Genomic DNA, 15,473 nt, shown 5'->3' on the forward strand with positions numbered 1-15,473 from the left:
CCCTTGAAGAGCGAGATTTAGGGGGATTGTCTGAAACAGCTGAATCCTGACATTACCCCGATATCATCATACCCAGATTTAATTCGTGACAATCATCCAAAACTTACATCAAAACTTCGTGATGAATCGGCGAGTCAACGTTCTCGTCGAGCGACTTTCTAGCTTGATTCCAGAATATCAACCCTTGCAAGGACTCGATGTCGGATGCGGTAGCGGCGAAGTGGCTTATTGGCTAACCCAAAAGCGATCGAATATTAGTTTGCAAGGCGTTGATGTTCTGGTCCGTTCTCAAACGCACATTCAAGTACAACAGTTTGATGGATTAACGTTGCCATTTGCCGATGGCTCTGTTGACTTTATCATGTTAGTCGATGTGCTGCATCATACCGAGAATCCCGATCGATTGCTAGCAGAATGTGCGAGAGTGAGTCGCCAATTTATTTTAATCAAAGACCATTACTGCAATAAATGGTGGGATGACTTGCGCTTGCGATTTATGGACTGGGTAGGAAATCGAAGCTATGGCGTGGCGTTGCCCTATAACTATCAATCAACTCACCAATGGAAAAATTTATTTGATCGAGAAAAATTAGTGGCCGAAAAAACCCTAACTCAACTTCATCTCTATCCCCGTCCCGCTAGCTATATTTTCGATAGTAACCTGCACTTTATTACCCGCTTGCAGAAATAGTTACAGCCAATTTCCCGATAAAACAAACGCGCCCCAAAAGAAAGGGTGCTCGGTTTGAGGATTTTCGAGAAGAGTGAGTTGAGCGTTGCGTAGAGCTTGAGCTTTGCTCGTACCGGGTTGAGCGAGGGAGCGATATAACGCCACCATCAACTGAGCCGTCGAGCGATCGTTCACCCGCCACAAAGAGGCGATCGTACTGCGGGCACCCGATCGCACTGCAACCCCCGCCAATCCCAACGCTGCCCGTCGATCGCCCGATGCCGTCTGACAAGCACTCAAAATCAACAGTTCGATCGGACTTAATCGATTCGTATCTCGAGCCGCGAGCAAGCGTTCTAATCCTCGGGCATCGAGTTGACCATCCCAGGTGAGAATAAATGTCTCTTCAGTGGTGGAACTAAACTTACCGTGGGTGGCCAGATGTACGACGGGAATGGGGAGATCCTCAATGGGTTCTTCGAGGGTTTCCTCGGTAAACTCTTGATTTAAGAGAATTTGAGTCGGAAGGATTTGGGCAATTTGTGCCAGTTCTTCCTCAACGCCGGGCAGTTCGGAAAATCCTTGGCGCGCTTCCGTCAATCCCCCTGCCAGCAGCTTGAGTTCTTCGGACGCAATCGATTTGGGGGCGAGTAGTTGCAAGCCGGAATTGCGCGATACTGCATACTTTTCCACCAAATACCGCTCTCCATCGTACAGGGCGGCCATGGGTAGGTTTCGCATCGAACTGTCCAGGACGAAGACGAGGGTTTCTATGCCGTGTCGTTCCAACTGGACTTCGGCCGGACGCACTAGCCAGTTATAGGCTTGTTCGGAGACCTGTAAGCGCATTCCCCTGGGAAAGACCCGATTCATCGACTGGCGCATTTGAGCGAAAGCGGCTTCGATTTCCGCTTGGGGAAGTTGGGTTTGGTAGTAGTGCAAGGGTTGACCCGGCACAGAGAGAATCACCGCGAGGCGATCGTTCAGGACAATGGGATAGAAAACGGCAGCTGTCGGATCGATGCGATCGATATCTTGAGGTTGAACGTCGAGACACGCTTGATGAAAGAAGTTATCGAGTTCGGCCAGTTGTAGGGCTTCGATATAGTCGCGAGCTTGCTGGAGGTGAGTTTGAGAAGGCTCGCTCTCACCCGGTTCGGGGGTAAGTAACAAGGCGATCGCTTCTCGGTAAACCGGTTCGATTTGCTCCTGGAACACCACCTGTTCTCTTGAATGGGCAACGAAATCCTCACGCAGTACAGCGAGGGTTGCGATCGATTCGCGATAAGCGACGAGTGCCCCCCGGCGATCGCCCACCCGATCGAGAATTCGACCCAACTGCCATTCCCAGAGGTAAGCAATTTCCTCCGCCTTCACCGATTGAGCCAGATTCAGCGCGTGTTCGGTAAGTTGCCGCGCCTCTTGCCATTGCCCCGCGCGTTCGTATACCCGCCCCAAGGTGCCCAGCGCATGCGATCGCCCTTGGATATCTCCGAGTTGTTGGGCGATCGCGATCGCCACGGCCAGCAGTTGGGCAATTTGAAGCTCGTTGGGCATCGTTTCCTCTGATGCCGATAGCAGGGTTTGGGCAAAATTAACCCGTACGTAGAGAGCCGAACGACTCACTGGCAGCCCGTCGAGACCCGATGCGATGGTGTCGGCGAGGGTGTCATCCCATCGATCGAGCTGTTTGAGGAGGCGCAGTTGGCCTAGCTGAGCTTGCAGGCGGTCGATCGCTTTGGGGGCAAGATCGAGCGATCGCTCGTAGAATTCCAGGGCAGCTTCCGGGTCGCTTCTTGCTAGGGCATTACCTAAGTGAAATAGGCTCGCTGACATCCCCGCCGGATCTTCTAGAGTTTCGGAAATCGCCAAACTGCGTTCTAAAACCCGACGCGCGCCGGCTAGATCGCCAAATCCTTGCAGCGCCACCCCCAAACTTCTCAATCCCATGGCCTGAAGGGGCAAATTCCCGTAGGTTTGGAGGCGATCGTTCACTTGCTCTAAGATTCGTTGGGCTTGCGAGTAGAGTCCCAAATTTTGCCAAGCTTGAGCTTGATTGATGCGACTGCCCCACTGACCGAGGTCGTCGTTGGCAAGCTCGTAAATAGATTCAGCTTGCTGCCAAGTTTCCAGAGCGGTGGTCGCATGCGATCGTTCGAGATACAACGCCCCTTGAGTACTTAAGGTTTGCCCCAAAACCATCAATCCCCAAGAATCGAGATCGGAGTCAGCTTGCAGCAAATCGAGACTTTCTGCGATCGCCTCTTGGGCTTTATCCCACTCTCCCAGAGCTTGATAGACGCGGGCGAGATAAGTCAAGATCTGGGCTTGTTGGACGACATCTTCACTGATAATTTCCTGCCAAACCCGGGCGGCTCGATCGAACTGACCCGCATCGTAGAGTTGTTTGCCCAGCTCGATCTGTCGTTGGGGGGACGGTTCGGAAGAGGTTTCGAGGGTGACTTGGGGTATGGGAGAAGATACCCCAACAGAATGTGAGGCAATGAGAACGCACACCGGTAACAGCAGTACGAAGAAGAAACGCATCGAACTGGAGTTAGACATGGGAAGGAAAAGCCGCAGGAGTCAGATTCGAGGTTTAAGGCGATCGCCCCTCGATTTACGACGATCGAGTCGTTGTCAAACAGCAATCGAACTTTCGTTTTGCCGCACCCTGGCGAACAATACTTTGGTTAACAATGTCGAGTTGTACCCCGACCGAACAAACTTTACCCCGATCGATGGCTCGATTGTTTGAAGCTTTACCCTGGAGAAACGAGGAGCGGACTGATTTGTCGATCGGGGTTTATCAATTGTTCTACCACATTCTGTCCACACATCGCAGTCGCCATTTTCAGTACGGACATTCCCGCCCAAGCGTAAAAAAATATTAAATAATATTAAAATTAATTGTTAACAAAAAAATCAAACGAACATCAATGGTACTTTTTGGATTCGGTAAAAAACTAACCCTCCCCACACCCGAAGAAGCCTTACCTGGACGCGCCCAGTCTATGCCCGTCCCTGCCAAGCACTTCGTTAACGGTAACCCCCTCAAGCCCCCCTTTCCCGAAGGCTTCGAGATGGCAATGTTCGGGATGGGCTGCTTTTGGGGTGCAGAACGCCGCTTCTGGCAGCAAGAGGGGGTCTTCTCAACTTCTGTTGGCTATGCAGCCGGATTGACCCCCAACCCCACCTATCAGGAAGTCTGTACGGGGAAAACCGGGCATAACGAAGTCGTATTCGTCGTCTTCGATCCCAACGCTATCAGCTACGGGGACTTGTTGAAAGTCTTTTGGGAAAGCCACAACCCCACCCAAGGAATGCGCCAGGGGAACGATACGGGAACCCAATATCGATCGGGCATTTACGCCTATTCTGATAGTCAGCGCCAACTCGCCGAAGCCTCCCGCGATGCCTACCAACAAGCCTTAAGCCAAGCTGGATACGGCGAGATTACCACCGAAATTCTCGAAGCCCCTGAATATTACTACGCAGAGGATTACCACCAGCAGTACCTCGCCAAAAACCCTAACGGGTATTGCGGTTTGGGGGGAACGAACGTGGCTTGTCCCGTGGGAGTTGTCGGGGCATAGTCGATCGCCAAATTTTGCAATTTTATTGTAAATTAGCTTCAAGAAAAAGGGCTGGCATCGGTCAAACACCAGCTCTTTTTTCTAAATACAGATGATGCGTCGTTTTGATAATTCGTTTGCAGCAAAAACTATGTCGATCGAGAATTTCGCCATTCCTGCCAAGCCAGAAAACGCAGTACGATCGCTAAACCGAGCATGATGACAAACGGTAAATAAAAAGGCATCGACACGCTAAGTTGCTTGATAAATGTATAGGTAAACGCGAGCCATAGATAGTACATTCCCACGCCGTGCAAGACTTTTACGAATCGACGATCGAGCCATGAATAAATTCGTTCGAATGAAGTGGTAGCGATCGCCAAAATAAAAATATACCCTAAAATTCCACCGGGATCGTAGAGAAAATTTGTTTGACCGATCGTAATTGCCAAACCTCCAATTGCTAGGGCATGGAAGCCATAGGAAACGGCCATGGAAATTGCGAGATAGCGGTAGTTAGCCACTAGCCATTGCGTGAGTGGATTTGAGTGCAGTTGACGCAGGGAAAAAGCAAGGAACGCTGCCAGAAATAAAATAAATGAGGTTCGAGCTGTTGCCCGCACTGCCATCCGCCAGCTCGGTTCGTTGATGCCATAAATGAGTAAAATTAAAGCGAAGATCGCACCGATAACCAATGCCGACCAACCGACGATCTTCCAACCGCGAACGGCAAGTTTCTTTGTTAAGTTTGTGTGTTCCACGATCGAATCTCCTAATTTGAGCGTATCGTGCAGATTTGAATTGAAGTTTTAATTTTAGAAAGTTCATCGGGCGATCGTCTTGTCCGATCTTCCCAATTTTGCGATCGAGTTCGATTTTAGACTTCATCGATTTCCCTGACCCCAGATCCCGATAGACTTTGGGCGTGGTTTGGGTAAATGAGATGCAAGTTGTCCCACCCGGCTCGATCGAGGCGTTGCGCGTCCTGAACCTGAGACAAATCCAATCCGACAGAAACGAATCCGAAGATGCGGACACAGGCTTGAGTGGGTCGGGAATGCCGAAAGAAACAGACTGAGAATTTTTGTCTCTCAGTTATCCTGGGAACATAGATGAGTGCATTAGGTGTCACAGATGTATCGTGCGATTCAGAGACGATCGCCGATCGCAATTGTGCGTAACATCCGGTGCGATTTCCGTTTTGACCTCCACGATGGGGTGCTGTGTTTTCGACTTTGACCTTCTCATATATTACAAATGCTCGATCTGAATATCGCCTGGATTATTGTAAGTGCGGGTTTAGTTTTTCTGATGCAACCCGGATTTATGTGTCTCGAGTGCGGGCTGACCCGATCGAAAAATAGTATCAACGTTGCGGTTAAAAACCTTGCCGATTTTGCCATTTCCGTCATCCTCTTCTGGATGTTCGGTTATGCCCTGATGTTCGGTGCGTCGGTGATGGGATGGATCGGTTCGTCCAACTTTCTCCTCGAACTGACGACTCAGCCGAAAGTCGCCTCCTTTTTTATTTTCCAGGCGATGTTTTGCGGCACGGCAACCACGATTGTTTCCGGGGCCGTCGCCGAACGCCTGCGATTTGTGGCCTACTTAATTATCGTGATTCTGATTTCCGGTCTGGTTTACCCCATCTTCGGCCATTGGGTGTGGGGGGGAGCCGAGTCCGGGGAAACCGCAGGCTGGCTGGGAACCCTGGGTTTTATCGATTTTGCCGGTTCGACGGTAGTTCATAGCATCGGCGGCTGGGTTTCTCTGGCGGCTTTACTGGTCATCGGCCCTCGAAACGGTCGGTTTACCTTTGACGGTCGGTCTCGGAAAATGCGCGGGTCGAACTTACCCCTATCTGTTTTAGGGGCGATGCTGCTGTGGTTTGGCTGGCTGGGCTTTAACGGGGGTAGTACCCTCGCTTTCGACGAAAGCGTTCCGGGCATTATTGCCAATACGATCGTTGCTGGTGCCACGGGAATGCTCGCAGCAACGACCATTGGTTGGCTGCAGCGGAAAGTCCCGGAAGTGGAATTGGCGATCAATGGCTCCCTGGCAGGATTAGTGGCGATTACCGCAGGATGTCACGCCGTTACCACCCCCATCGCGGCAATTATCGGGGCGACTGGGGGAGCAGCGATGCTGTTGGGGCTATACTGCATGGAGCGGTTGCGGGTTGATGATGGCGTAGATGCCATTGCCGTTCACGGGATTGCCGGTGCTTGGGGAACCCTAGCGGTGGCTCTCTTCGGGCGAGCGGATGTGGTGGGAACGGGGATGAGCCGTTACGCGCAGTTGGGGATTCAGTTTGCTGGCATTGCCGTAGCCGTGGTGTGGGCATTTGGTTTGAGTTATCTGGCATTGCGCCTGATTAACGCTTTCTTTCCCCTGCGGGTGTCCCCAAAAGAAGAAGATTTGGGACTCAACGTTTCCGAACACCAGGCCAAAACGGAGGTGTACGAGGTGTTCGAGGTGATGGACAAACAGGCGCAAACCCAGAACTTCAGCCTGCGCGCCCCCGAAGAGCCATTCACCGAAGCCGGAAAAATCGCCTATCGCTACAATCAAGTGATGGATGCGGTGGAAATTAAAGCCCGCGAACTGGCCGAGGTGAATGCGGAACTCGAACAGGCCGTGAGCGATCGCACTGCAGAAATTCTCGAACGCAAGCGGGCGGAGGAAGAAGCGCGGCTGCTGTTCGATATCAGCCAGGTGGTGAGTTCCGCCCCCAGTTTTGATGCGGCGTTGGAGTTGGCCCTGCGGCGGGTGTGTCAAACCACGGGCTGGTCTTATGGCGAACTGTGGGTTCCGGAACCGGATAAATCGGCGATCGAATGCAGTCCGATTTGGTTTTTTGACGATGCCCAGAAAACCCCCTCGGAAATTGCCGCCCTTCAGGCCTTTCGCCAACAGACCGCCCACCTTAAGTTTCAGTTGCGCGAAGGGTTGCCGGGGCGAGTTTGGAAGTCCAAGCAACTGGAGTGGATTCCCAATTTCGAGCTCGATGCCGATCGAACCTTCGTTCGATCGGAGCTGGCGCGCAAATGCGGTCTCAACGGGGCGTTGGGCGTTCCCATCATCAGTCCGATGACGGCCCGTGCTCTGGATGCGGGGGATTTAGATGAAGTTCTGGCGGTGTTGATTTTCTTGATTCCCGAATCTCAATCTCGCGACGAGGACGAGCGTTTGGTGCAACTTATTTCTGCAGTAGCCGCCCAGTTGGGAACCGTCGTCCAGCAGAAGAAAGCCGAAGAAGCCCTGCGCCAAAAAAACGAGGAACTCGCTCGCACGTTGCAGGAGTTGCAAGACACCCAGCAGCAACTGGTGGATTCGGAAAAGTTAGCCGTTCTCGGGCAGCTGATTGCGGGGGTGGCTCACGAAATCAATACCCCCCTGGGTGCGATTCGCTCGTCGGTGCAGTACATTCATAATTTCCTCAACGCCAACCTCGCTAACCTGCCAGAGTTTTTCCAAGGACTTTCCCCCGTGCGCCAACGGGATTTTTTGAGTTTGCTGGAGCGATCGAGTCAACAGGTCATGACCCTATCGAGTCGGGAACGCCGTAAATTGAGGCGAGGGGTGATGGGGAAACTGCGGGAGGAGAATATCGAGAATGCCGATTCCACCGCTGATATCTTGATGGATTTGGGGGTGTACGAAAATCTCGAACGGTTCTTTCCCCTGTTGAAAGATGCCGAGTGCGAGCGGGTTTTGAAAATGGCCTATCAGTTTGCCAGTTTGCACGATAGTACCAAAAATATCATTATTGCCTCCGATCGGGCGGCGAAAGTGGTGTTTGCCCTCAAAACCTACGCTCGTTACGATCGCAGCGGTAAAACGATGCCGGTGAATGTAGTCGAAGGGATCGAAACGATTTTGACGCTCTATCACAACCAAATCAAGCAAGGAGTGGAGGTGATTCGCCACTATCCCCAATCCTTATCCCAGATTCAAGGTTATCCCGACGAACTCAATCAAGTCTGGACGAATTTGATTCACAATGCCTTGCAAGCCATGGGCAATCGGGGGACGATCGTCATTGATGTGGAGGAAGAGGCGGATACGATCCGCGTCAGGGTAACCGATGACGGACCGGGCATTCCCGAAGAGATTCAAGCCAAAATCTTTCACCCATTTTTTACCACCAAACCTCCTGGAGAAGGCAGCGGTTTGGGTTTGGATATCGTCAAGAAAATTGTCGCCAAACATCAGGGTTCGATCGACGTTCGATCGGTTCCGGGAAAGACGGAGTTTTCGGTTTCGATCTCGAAGCATCTCCCCACAGAAGAACCCGAGACTTGACGATCGCATTCTTATTTCTGGTTGCTAATGGTTCGATCTCCCAAAATTGCTTCGATCGAGATTTGATTTCATGGCAAGATAAATACTAATGACGTCATATGCAACTTGTTTATCCAAAACCTAACAATACGGGGGAATGGGGAATGGGGAATGGGGAATGGGGGATTTTTCGACTCGCTCACCATATGGCTTGGCTTAAAGTTGCACACCGCGTTAATGGGTATTGTTTCGGGTCGTTCTAAAACCTCGAGCGCTGCGGTCGCTAACCTAGGTTCTCTCGAAGTCAAGTTTCGAGTCTGCCGTTCTTTTTTCGGAATTTAGTTTTTGCCGTTCGCCCTCGTCGCTCGACAATTTTTCCAGAGCGATCGTTCTTTCGCAGCCTTTCAGAAATATTTCGATCGCGATCTTTCCTCACTTTTATATTTCTATCGCCTAATTTCTCATCTGACTCAACGGGAGATTTTACCCTCTCAACGATCCTAAATTTGGATGAGTCGAGTTTGAGTGATTGGTCAATTTCAATAAAAGAGCATTTTACATGAATGCTCTGCTTTATGAAGTGCTTAATTCGACGTTTTCAACCCAACTATCAATTACGGTTCTACAGTCATGGCTAAACCCGTCATACTTTGCGTGGATGATGAACCCACAATCTTAAAAAGCTTGAAAAGATTGCTCTATCAAGCCTTCGATGATGAGTATCTCTATGAAACGGCTGAAAGTGCCGATGAAGCTTTAGAAGTGATTGAGGAGTTAGAGGAAGATGAGATTAATGTCATTGTCATTATCTCCGATTGGTTAATGCCGGGAATGAAAGGGGATGAGTTTCTGGTACAAATCAACAAAAAACATCCCAATGTGGTCAAAATATTACTAACCGGACAAGCTGATGAAGAAGCGATCGAACGAGCGAAAACTCAGGCAAATTTACATCAATATATTGCCAAGCCTTGGGACGATCGACATCTAATTGAATGTATTCGTTCGGGATTAGATAATATTTAGCGAATCAATTTTTAGCAGGATTCTGAATTCCTAGTGCTGCACTCGGATATTTCACTTTGACTCTGAAGAGCGAACGGATCGCCCTGTATCTGATTCAGGGTTTAGGAACCATTCAGCTATCAGTTTTCAGTCATCCGCTTAAAACTCTATTCGTGCTTTCAATTTGAACTTATTTCAAGGGAAAAATCCTAAAATATGGGCTGATTTTAAGGGGCTAAAGCTGATAGCGGATAGCTGACGGCTAAATCCTTACAGGGTTTCTTCCCGAAACGCTTCAAATTCACAAATATCTCGATTCTGGCTGGAGTCAAATCGATAGCGAACGAGAATAGTGGGAATGCTTAAGAGTCGATTGTATCGTAATTCCTCCTCCGAATCGTCAAAATGTAACGCCGAACCGATTTCCAACAGGGTTTTTCCCTTCAATTCTCCTTCAGTACAATGAACCTCATAAATGGGGAGATGATGCTGTATGACAAAGTCCCACACCTCTTGCGGCCGAAATCTTGCTGTGACGATGTGGATTTTAAGCCCTCGAGCGTGAAAGTCTCTGACTCGATCGAAGGTTTCGTAGTTGGGGCGATAGGACGGTTCGAAAAGCCGATATTTTGGATTCCAATTCGGACGGGTTAAGGTATCGTCAAAATCAAATGTCACGATCGTTTTTTCCATCGAAATTCATTTACTCACCGCTATAATTTTCCCTCAGCTCACCCAGAGTGCGAGAAAAATTCAAGAATCCAGGCTAAGATAATTGCTGGTTTATCTGCGATCGAACTCTAAACATCCGGGTTTGAGTGGCTGCGAGCTGTAAAAAGCGATCGGATCGCACTGGAGACTTCCACCTTTGGTAACCTGCAAACGAACAGAATGACCCCATCACTTCAACGCGCGCAATCGGGCAAATTCCCACTCAAATTCGAGATTCGATCGTTCCTTCTCGCCGCCCTCTCCTTATCCTGGGCTTCCCCCCTCGCCATCGCCTCTCCCCCTCGAACGGCCGATATTGAGGAAACCTGTGATGTTTTAGTCGCCGGTGGTGGACTGGCGGGAAGTGCGGCCGCCTACGAAGCATTACTCGCCGGGAAAACCGTTTGTTTGACGGAGATTACCGACTGGGTGGGGGGGCAAATTTCCGCCCAGGGAACCTCTGCCCTCGACGAACGGCCCACCCAACGGGAACTGCTGTACTATCCCCGCGGCTATCTGGAGTTGCGATCGGCTATTGAAGACCGGTACGATCGCCTTAACCCCGGTGCCTGCTGGGTGAGCGAATCCTGCTTTCTCCCCTACGACGGTCACGAGTTGCTCTTCGAGATTCTAGAAGATGCGGCAGATCGGGGCAAGGGGAAGTTGAAGTGGTATCCCAACACCGTCATTAAAGATATCGAACGCAACGCCGCCGGGAATCTGATCGACAGCGCAGTTGCCATTCAACACCAAAGCGCCCCGGACGCGCCGCCCCTGAATACCCAAACTCTCTCCGAGACGATCGAGGATGCCTATACCTACGCCGATTCGGAGAATTTGACCAAAACGATCGTTCGCTTCGTGCCCCCGGCTCAGGCCCCTTCTGGCGGCGCTAACACCCCTGCCTGGTACGTCATCGAAGCCACGGAAACCGGCGAACTCATCGGACTGGCCGACATTCCCTATCGCCTGGGGGTCGATCCCCGTTCCTACCGCGAACCCTCCTCCTCCAGCATCGAGGGAAATCCTTACTGCACTCAAGGGTTTACCTACACCTTCGCCATGGAAGCCACCGAGGAACCCCAGGAACACGAACTCCCCAGTTTTTACGATCGCTACGCCCCCTACTACAGCTACGAATTGGAGAGGCTGGCGAGTTTCGAGTTGGTCTACACCTACCGTCGCATCTGGAGTGAAGACCCCGACGACGCACTGCGTCCCAACCCCCGCGACAATCCCATTTTTGAGGGGGATATCTCGATGCAGAACTGGACGTGGGGGAACGATTACCGCCCCGGGAACCCCGAGGATAACCTGATTTACACCCGCGACCAATTGCAGGAACTCGGTCAACTCGACTCCGGCGGCTGGATGGGGGGATTGCGGACGGAAACTCTGGCGCGGGGGGAAGAAAATGCGATCGGCTTTTTCTACTGGCTGGTGACCGGAACCACCGATTCCCAACTGGGAGACGGCGTGAAAGAACCCCACCCCAACCAGCGCTATTTATCCGGACTCGACTCCCCCATGGGAACGGCACACGGACTGTCGAAGTATCCCTATATGCGCGAAGGTCGGCGGATTATCGGCCGTCCCGGTTGGAACCATCCCGATGGGTTTGCGGTGTGGGAAATTGATATTACGCGGGCGGATTTTCGTAGCGAAGACTATACGGCGAATTTGATGTCCGATGAGTATCGTAAGTTGTGGTTGGCAATTTCCGGGTTCGAGGCTTGGGATGCGATCGAAGGGACGCGATCGATCGACGAAGTCGAAAGGCGATCGCGGGCGACGCTGTTTCCGGACTCCGTGGGCATCGGTCACTACGCCATCGACTTCCACCCCTGCATGACCCTCTCTCCCCCAGAAGCCCCCGGCAACACGGAACGGGAGGGGGAACGCCTCGGACAGGGGGCCGCTTACCCGTTCCAAATTCCCCTGCGGGCGATGATTCCCCAGGAACTGGATAATATGTTGGTCGCCGGCAAGAGTATCGCCACCAGCCACGTTGCTGCCGCCGCCTATCGGGTGCATTCCTTTGAATGGTCGTCCGGGGCCGCTGCGGGAACCACGGCAGTGTTTGCCTTGGAAAACGGCATCCTTCCCTACCAACTGGTGGACGACCTCCCCTCGCAAGAACCGGCGTTGGAGAAGTTGCAAGGACAATTGCGGCGCAACCAAAATCAAACGGCGTTTCCCAATATGTCGATTTTCAATAATTCTTGGGAGGATTGGAAGTCTGTTGGGAACGGTAGAGGCAAAGCATTTGGGCGATAAATCGTCGGAGACACGACATCTGACCAATCCAAATGCTATAGCCTTCGGCATGGCTTCGCTAACGCCCTTCGGTATGATTTCCCTAACACCCGCTATTTCCTAGCCCTAAAAATTCCTGACGTTTTTTAACCTCAGTTCGGGTTAAGAGTCGATTTTTCACTGGCTCAAGGAGAGAATGCAGGTTTGAGACCGACAAATGCTGAAAATCAGTAACGGCAAAATCAGGGTTTCAGCTTATCCCGAGTTCACGTTTTTTTAACGTTTCTGCAAATCGAGGACCGACTGCCAACCTTTTTCCGAACATCGTGATAGACTAACTTGCGATCGAATTGTGGAGACAGCTCGATCGCGAAAAGAAACTAAAATCGATCGAGCAACGATCGCGCGGGAGTCCGATCTTCGCTCGCAGTTGCCCGTGACGGTGCAAATACTCATGCAATCTACCGGGGCGATTCTACCGGGGTCTCTTCCTTCTACTCCCACCATTGCAACTTCATCAATATCTTCATTCAGTGGGCGATACCGGGTGTAACTCAGCTACTGAATAAAGCGCGATCGATATTCCGTCTTCAAGATACAAACCGTACCCACTTGCGATCGACCTCTAAGACTCAATTGAGGTGGGATCGGGTGCGAAGGGTGTTTTTCTATCTTTGACTGTCGATATTTTGCTTCTCGTGACCTATTTTTCGGGAAGTGGCGATCGCTCGCGGGCAGAAATCGAAGGGTTCGAGGTTCTTTTATCCATGACTCGAATCCACATCGCCTCGCCGGACTTTCAAACATGCTGAACCCGCACTGACATTAAAATCCAAAATCCGCAATCCAAAATCTAAAATTCTCCACACCCCACCCTAATCGATGACCGAACAACCTCTCGTTGCCTCCCAAATTTTGACATCTGACTCACCAGTCGGCGATCGAATTGGCGTAACGACCGCTAACTCGATCGCGACCCATCCCGCCAATCCCATTGCCCGTATTGTTGCAGCTGCCTTGCAAATGCCAATTGCCGCCATCGGGTTTATTGAAGGGAATCGCTTTTGGATCGAGTCTAGCTACAGCGAAATGGCACTGAATCTCGATGGCATCGAAGCGTTATATCGAGAGGCACTGACTCGAAACGATTCCTGGGTGGAATTGGAGATTCCCCAGGATTGGGAGTGCGTGACTCCAGAAACTCTCGATCGCCTGCCAATTCGGTTTTTGCTGGGATATCCCCTCAAGGATTCAAAGGGAAATCGGGTGGGAATGCTCTACGGGATGGATACTCAACCTCGGCAATTGAACGATCGTCAAATGCAGATCGTGCGGGATTTAGCCGCCTGGGTGGAAACCGAACGCCAGACCGCGCGGCAACAGGCAAGGGTACAAGCGCACCTGGAAGCGAAAATCGATCGCCTCGAAGGAGAACTCGAACAACTCCAGCGCGATCGACTCGACAGCATTCAACGGGAAAAAATGGCGAGTTTGGGACGATTGGTGGGGGGAGTCGCCCATGAAATCAATAATCCCGTCAGTTTTATTTATGGAAATCTCGCCTATGCGTCGCAGTACGGGGCCGATTTGTTGCATCTGGTGGAGTTATATCAGCAATATTACGACGACCCGGCAGCAGAAATTGTCGATTTCACCGCACAGATGGATTTGGAGTTTCTGAAAACGGACTTTTTCAAACTCACTCGATCGATGGAACGGGGGGCCCAACGGATTCGGAATATCGTTCGTTCCCTGCAAATTTTTGCCCGTCCCGATGATTCCGAACTCCAATGGGTGAATTTGCACGAAGAACTCGAGAGTCTTCTGTACTTGCTCGAGAATCGCTTCGAGTTGGAGGAATGCGATCGTCCGGTGCGCGTCATGAAAGACTACGGAGAGTTTTCGACCATCTCCTGCTATCCCAAACAACTCGATCGCGCCTTGCTCAATTTACTTGAAAATGCGATCGATGCTCTGGAGTTGCGGGTTCGTGAGGTTCCCGAAATTACCCCAACGATTTGGATTACCACCGAATGCCAAGGCGATCGCGCGGTGATTCGGATTGCGAATAACGGGGTGCGGATGTCTCCCGAAATTCAACAGCGCGCTTTCGATCCCTTTTTTACCACCAAACCCGTCGGTTGTGGGATCGGATTGGGGTTGTCGATCGCCTATCAAATCGTTGTCGAACGCCATGGCGGCCAGTTGCGCTGTACTTCACCACCGGATGTGGGAACTGAGTTCGCGATCGAAATTCCCCTCGATCGGTCAAATCGTCGCGATCGTAGCTGTTGAGTGATTCATGAGTGACTTATTTTTGGCGAGATGAGATGCGATCGATTCCCGCCAGTTTCGGTGTACCCCTCCAAAAAAATACGGTTTTTAGAGACAAGTTAGCCATGGCAATCGAAACTTTTAGTCAGTAACTCAGAGTCTATCGAATATTCTTTGTGGTTCGATGCATGTTTATACGGATATTGGCATTTTTTGTTATCAATAAATTGCAAAAAAATACCGATCTAATATAACTTGCAAATTCTGAATTTCTATTGTTAAATTTAAAGTGAATGCAAAGACTCAATAAATTTTTTCTGATTTTTGATTCAGAATTTATATCGATTCAGGCACTTGATTCCTAGAGTGTTAATATTTATTGAGTTTGAATCTCGAGCAAGCAATTAATACAGTAAACACTGTGGAATGCAATCGGTTTATAAATTTAAATCGAGACCGAATGCATCGAAATTGGTAGAAGTAACGTCAAAATGAAAACCTCATAAAAGCTCAAAATAGGGTCCATCACTAATCCAACTTACGAACATTCGAGAAAATCGAGATTAAATTCTAAATTGAGTTTTTTAAATCGATTCAAAACGAGTCTTCGATCGATTGAACGATCCCTGACCTCTAACTTTCATTTTGCCTCGAATCCTTGAGCTTCAGATTTTAATTTTCACTAAATCAACTCCAAA

Annotated in this window: 10 protein-coding genes; 7 read left to right on the forward strand and 3 right to left on the reverse strand. The window is 50.5% G+C overall.

The window, feature by feature from the left end; genetic code table 11:
* Window positions 1-85: 85 nt before the first annotated feature.
* Window positions 86-691, forward strand: coding sequence for a class I SAM-dependent methyltransferase (locus AC2215_RS09345; protein WP_486809712.1), 606 nt, complete (start codon window positions 86-88; stop codon window positions 689-691).
* Here the strand turns inward: AC2215_RS09345 and AC2215_RS09350 are convergent, their stop codons facing one another.
* A complete protein-coding gene (locus AC2215_RS09350; RefSeq protein WP_486809713.1) occupies window positions 692-3,235 on the reverse strand; it encodes a CHAT domain-containing protein in 2,544 nt (847 codons plus the stop codon).
* Window positions 3,236-3,609: 374 nt separating this feature from the next.
* On the opposite strand from AC2215_RS09350, the gene msrA reads away from it, so the two are divergent.
* A complete protein-coding gene (msrA, locus tag AC2215_RS09355; protein WP_486809714.1) occupies window positions 3,610-4,266 on the forward strand; it encodes a peptide-methionine (S)-S-oxide reductase MsrA in 657 nt (218 codons plus the stop codon).
* A 128-nt stretch (window positions 4,267-4,394) separates the two neighbouring features.
* Here the strand turns inward: msrA and AC2215_RS09360 are convergent, their stop codons facing one another.
* Window positions 4,395-5,006 carry a hypothetical protein gene (locus AC2215_RS09360; RefSeq protein ID WP_486809715.1) on the reverse strand — a complete coding sequence of 204 codons (612 nt, stop codon included), beginning with the start codon at window positions 5,004-5,006 and terminating at the stop codon, window positions 4,395-4,397.
* Between the two features lie 182 nt (window positions 5,007-5,188).
* Here AC2215_RS09360 and AC2215_RS09365 point away from each other — a divergent pair, with 182 nt between their 5' ends.
* From AC2215_RS09365 to AC2215_RS09375, 3 genes are all read left to right on the forward strand, one after another.
* On the forward strand, window positions 5,189-5,323 hold the full coding sequence (locus tag AC2215_RS09365; protein WP_486809716.1) for a hypothetical protein: 135 nt from the start codon (window positions 5,189-5,191) through the stop codon (window positions 5,321-5,323).
* Window positions 5,324-5,502: 179 nt separating this feature from the next.
* Entirely contained in the window at window positions 5,503-8,550 is a 3,048-nt protein-coding gene (amt, locus tag AC2215_RS09370; protein WP_486809717.1) for an ammonium transporter, read from the forward strand.
* 609 nt (window positions 8,551-9,159) lie between these two features.
* Window positions 9,160-9,555 (forward strand): response regulator, encoded by a 396-nt coding sequence (locus tag AC2215_RS09375; RefSeq protein WP_486809718.1) that lies wholly within the window; start codon window positions 9,160-9,162, stop codon window positions 9,553-9,555.
* A 249-nt stretch (window positions 9,556-9,804) separates the two neighbouring features.
* Here AC2215_RS09375 and AC2215_RS09380 read toward each other — a convergent pair whose 3' ends face one another.
* Window positions 9,805-10,212 (reverse strand): hypothetical protein, encoded by a 408-nt coding sequence (locus tag AC2215_RS09380; RefSeq protein ID WP_486809719.1) that lies wholly within the window; start codon window positions 10,210-10,212, stop codon window positions 9,805-9,807.
* 213 nt (window positions 10,213-10,425) lie between these two features.
* Between AC2215_RS09380 and AC2215_RS09385 the strand changes: the two genes are divergently transcribed.
* On the forward strand, window positions 10,426-12,522 hold the full coding sequence (locus AC2215_RS09385; protein WP_486809720.1) for an FAD-dependent oxidoreductase: 2,097 nt from the start codon (window positions 10,426-10,428) through the stop codon (window positions 12,520-12,522).
* A gap of 861 nt (window positions 12,523-13,383) precedes the next feature.
* Window positions 13,384-14,796: a sensor histidine kinase gene (locus AC2215_RS09390; RefSeq protein WP_486809721.1), complete on the forward strand. Its 1,413-nt coding sequence runs from the start codon at window positions 13,384-13,386 to the stop codon at window positions 14,794-14,796.
* Window positions 14,797-15,473: the final 677 nt, after the last annotated feature.

The organism is Zarconia sp. (assembly GCF_057467645.1).